Origin of the sequence: Synechococcus sp. MU1655 (genome assembly GCF_023630655.1) — a bacterium.
Lineage (GTDB): Bacteria > Cyanobacteriota > Cyanobacteriia > PCC-6307 > Cyanobiaceae > Synechococcus_C.
This window is the reverse complement of the sequence record NZ_JAKUHK010000192.1, coordinates 1-4,097: the sequence shown is the minus strand read 5'-3', so window position 1 is coordinate 4,097 and position 4,097 is coordinate 1. Positions and strand designations below refer to the sequence as shown.

At 56.1% G+C, this 4,097-nt stretch carries 6 protein-coding genes; 4 read left to right on the top strand and 2 right to left on the bottom strand.

Going from position 1 to position 4,097, the window contains the following annotated elements:
* The 4 genes from NCN04_RS08955 to NCN04_RS08940 all read left to right on the top strand — a co-directional run.
* Window positions 1–488 (top strand): MMPL family transporter (locus tag NCN04_RS08955; RefSeq protein ID WP_250395859.1); only part of this gene is annotated, 488 nt, incomplete at its 5' end.
* Window positions 489–491: 3 nt separating this feature from the next.
* A complete protein-coding gene (gene secF / locus NCN04_RS08950) occupies window positions 492–1,493 on the top strand; it encodes a protein translocase subunit SecF (protein ID WP_048346639.1) in 1,002 nt (333 codons plus the stop codon).
* 6 nt (window positions 1,494–1,499) lie between these two features.
* A complete protein-coding gene (locus NCN04_RS08945) occupies window positions 1,500–1,715 on the top strand; it encodes a hypothetical protein (protein WP_250395858.1) in 216 nt (71 codons plus the stop codon).
* A 31-nt stretch (window positions 1,716–1,746) separates the two neighbouring features.
* Window positions 1,747–2,229 (top strand): flavin reductase family protein, encoded by a 483-nt coding sequence (locus tag NCN04_RS08940; protein WP_041427011.1) that lies wholly within the window; start codon window positions 1,747–1,749, stop codon window positions 2,227–2,229.
* Here the strand turns inward: NCN04_RS08940 and NCN04_RS08935 are convergent.
* Window positions 2,161–3,228, bottom strand: a complete 1,068-nt coding sequence (locus NCN04_RS08935; RefSeq protein WP_250395857.1) for an AI-2E family transporter — start codon at window positions 3,226–3,228, stop codon at window positions 2,161–2,163. The two genes, NCN04_RS08940 and NCN04_RS08935, sit on opposite strands and share 69 nt — an antisense overlap.
* Window positions 3,225–4,097: AI-2E family transporter (locus NCN04_RS08930; protein WP_250395856.1), on the bottom strand; the 873-nt coding region annotated here is incomplete at its 5' end. The genes NCN04_RS08930 and NCN04_RS08935, both read right to left, overlap by 4 nt.

The window sequence follows — 4,097 nt, the reverse complement described above, 5'->3', positions numbered from 1 at the left end:
CCCTTTTCATGCTGCTCGTCTATCGACTTGCAGGCGTGGTGGCTGTGCTGGCTCTCAGCCTTTATGCCCTGTTCAACATGGCGGCCTACGCGCTGATACCGGTCACCCTCACCCTGCCTGGGACGGCTGGGTTCATCCTCAGTATCGGTATGGCCGTGGATGCCAACGTGTTGATCTTTGAGCGGATCAAAGACGAATTGCGTCGCGGCAACACCTTGATCCGCTCGATCGAAACGGGGTTCTCTCAAGCCTTTTCTTCGATCGTTGATGGTCACATCACCACCCTGATTAGTTGCGCTGCGTTGTTCTTCCTCGGAACGGGTTTGGTGAAAGGTTTTGCAGCAACGCTAGGAATCGGTGTTCTGCTCAGCTTGTTCACGGCATTGACCTGCACGCGCACGCTCTTGCGTTTCTTGATGAGTTATCAATCGCTGCGTCGCCCAACCAATTTTCTGCCCGCAGGGCAGCTGCCTTCCTCCGCTGCTTGAGCCATGGCTGTGTCTTCCCCAACTGGTCAAGAACGCCCCTTGCGTTTTCCCCTGAGCCGCCAACGGCGAAAGGTTTGGTTGATCTCCGTGCTCGTGCTGTTGATCAGCGCTCTTGGTTTGGTGCTGAGCTGGACGAATCCTCAGATTCGCTCCCCCTTAAGGCCTGGGCTTGATTTCACCGGTGGAACCCAGATCCAGCTCGAGCGCTTGTGCACAGATAATTGCCAAGACGTCAGGGCAATTGACATCCAGGAGAAGCTTGCCAGCCTCACCTTGCCTGCTGAAGGTCGCGATCAAGACGCCGATACCCTGCCTAATCTCGCAACGGCTCGGGTTCAGTTGCTCGATCGAGGTGAATCGGTGGTGTTGCGCATGCCGGCCCTAACCGCCTCACAGGGGCAGGCCGTGATCGAAGCTGTCGAACCCATCGCTGGCCCCTTTGAAGTGGGTGGCCAATCCGTTGACACGATTGGCCCCAGTCTTGGTGGTCAGCTGCTGCGCAGCAGCTTGATCTCGTTGCTGGTGGCATTTGCCGGCATCGCTCTCTACATCAGCATTCGCTACGACGGTCGCTATGCCGTTTTGGCGCTCGTGGCCTTAGGCCATGACGTGTTGATTGTGTGTGGCGTTTTCGCCTGGCTTGGATTGATGAGCGGTTTGGAGGTCGACAGTTTGTTTGCTGTTTCACTCCTCACCATCGCCGGCTATTCGGTGAATGACACCGTGGTGGTCTTTGATCGCATTCGCGAACGCCAACGTGAAGATGGTGACTTACCTCTGGATGCGCAGGTGGATCGTGCCGTTTCCGCCACGCTTACCCGCACCCTTTACACCAGTGGCACCACCTTGCTTCCCCTCTTGGGTCTGATTTTGTTTGGTGGATCGACCTTGTTTTGGTTTGCAGTGGCGCTTGCGATTGGCGTGATTGTGGGCAGTTGGTCGAGTATTGCTCTGGCCCCTTCCCTCCTGAGTATCTGGCCAAGACAACGAACGGCGGGTGCGTGAGTGGCCATGACATCCAGCTCCCCAGCCCAACGCTGGGTCCCCCTGTTGTTGGGCCTACTGGCTCTCTTTGATTTACGTGTTGAGCTTCGGCTTCTGCTCGATCACATCACTCTGACCAGTTTGATGTTTGCGATTCGGCACCATCTTCTGGCGGTTGTGGTCATCGCTCTCCTTCCCTCCATGTGGCGTCACTACGGACCTGTGCGTCGTTCTGAGCGCTGACTCCTAAGTTGGAGATCGCCTCGAATGCACGATGTCGCTCGATCTCGACGCCAAGAAAACCCTGCTTAGAAAAATCCCCCATGGCTTGTTCATCTGTGGTGTCGCAGAAGGGGATCAGGTCAATGGGTTCACTGCTAGTTGGGTGACACAGGGATCCTTTGATCCACCCCTGGTGGTGATGGCTGTTCGTGCCGATAGCACTAGCAACGGCATGATTCAACGCACTCGCCGCTTCTCCCTCAACGTGTTGGCCGCCGATCAGAAGGATTTGGCTGCTGTGTTTTTCAAGCCACAGCAGGCGGTTGGCGGACGCTTTGAGGCCGCTCCATTCACAACAGGCGAGCTGGGTTTACCGATTCTCAAGGACGCCCTCGGAGCAGTGGAGTGTGAGCTTGTGGGTGAACTTGCCCATGGCGATCACACCGTGTTTCTTGGCCAGGTGAAATCAGCGGTTCTCCACCGTGACGCTGCTGCCCTCGAGCTCAGCAGCACGGGATGGCAATACGGGGGATAGCTCCCAGCGATCCATGATCTGCTTGATCACCACTTGCTGCATGATCACCTGAAGCACCACCACCAGAGGTAAAGCGAGCAGAACGCCTGGCAGCCCCAGTAGGGCTCCCAGGCTTAACTGGGCGGTCAACGCCACAGTTGGCAACAGATTCACCGTCCGACTCAGCAGAACAGGTGTTAAGACAAAAGCTTCGAGGTTTTGCAAAGCAAGCCGCAAGACCAACACCTGCAGCATCAGGGTTGGGGAGATTAAAAGAGCAATCCCCATCGGCAAAAGGGTTGCTGCCGTAGGTCCAATCGTGGGGACAAAGGTGAGCAAGCCGCATACCAAGCCGCTGAGCAGGGCCAATGGCACACCAAGGATGGCAAGCCCAGTCCAGGTGAGGACAAACACCGCAGTTGCTGAAATGGTCATGCCGGCAAGCCATCCGCCGAGAGCGTCTCGGCAGCGATCCAGCAGTTGCGCAACTTGAGCCCGTGCAGGGCGAGGACTCACCGCGATCAGCATTTGGCGATGGGATTTGGGATCCAGTGCGAGCAGGATCGCCAACAGACTCATCAAAAGAACTTGAATTAAGCCATTTGCAGCGCCACCGGCATACCCAAGTAGCTGCGCCCCAACGGGCTGAATTCCCGTCCAGCTGAGGGATTCAGATGGACTGATGTTGAGGTCTGACAGGCTTGGTTGGCTTGCGATGATCGACCTGATCTTGTCGATCAGATTGGGCAACAGAGCGGTGAGTTGTTCGAATTGTCCCAGCAGTTCTGGGAGGAGGAGTTGAACCACCAAGGTTCCGCCCAGGAACAGAACCAAAAGAACGACCAATAGGGCAACGGGCCGCTGGAGCCTGAAGCGTTCCATCAACTTCAGGATCGGAACGTCGAGTGTCACGGCCAACACAACAGCTCCAAACAAAATCAGCAGCACCCAGCGCAGCTGCCACAACAGCAGTGTGAGCAGGATGGATGTGAGCGCAATCAGCAGGGTGCGAGCGTTCATGAGGTCAATTTCTGCCGCTTCCAGGGGTCAAGAAGATCGTGAACGACGACTTCGCGAATGAGAACTTGCAACACAACCGCTAGTGGAAGAGCGAGCAGCAGGCCAAGTGGGCCGAAAAGAACAGTGAAGATCAATTGAGCGGCAAGGGTGAGCCCTGGCAGCAAATTGACCTGGCGCTGCATCACGGAAGGCGTGATCACGTAGCTCTCCATGTTCTGAATGAAGATGTAGAGCCCCAAGACAGCTAAGGCTTTCCAAGGGGCGTCGAGCAGAGCGACGGACATCGGAAAAACCGTGCTGAGGGTAGGCCCCACATTGGGAATCACGTTGAGTAAGCCAGCCAGCAAGGCATTGGCCATCACCAACTTCACTCCCATGAGTGAGAGTCCGATTCCAGCCAAAACAGCAACGCAAACGGAACTGATCAACACGCCGATCATCCAGTTGCTGAGGGCGTCCCCGCACATGTTGAGGATCACGCGAGCCCGCCTTCGATAGAAGGACGGCAACAACTGAATGCCAACGTTTTTGTAGGCATGGGGTTGGACTGCCACCATCAAAGTGACGGCAAAGACGATGAGAAGCTGAAGCAGACCACTGCCAACATTGCCTGCTAAGCCAAGAAGTCCCAACAAGCCTCCGGTCAAGCTGGAGGCAAGCGCAGGCCCGCCTGGGCTGTCCGCCAAGCCTTTAGGGAAGAGCAGTTGGCTCCAAGTGCTGGAACTCCCATTGCCATACACCATGGAGCTAACCGACGAAAAAGCCTGTAAAAGCAGGTCTTTCAGGGCTTTGGCAGCCGATGGAAGCTGAAGAATGAGTTGTTGAAATTGGCTCGTGAAAGGCGGCACGATCACGGTTAAGCCCACAGA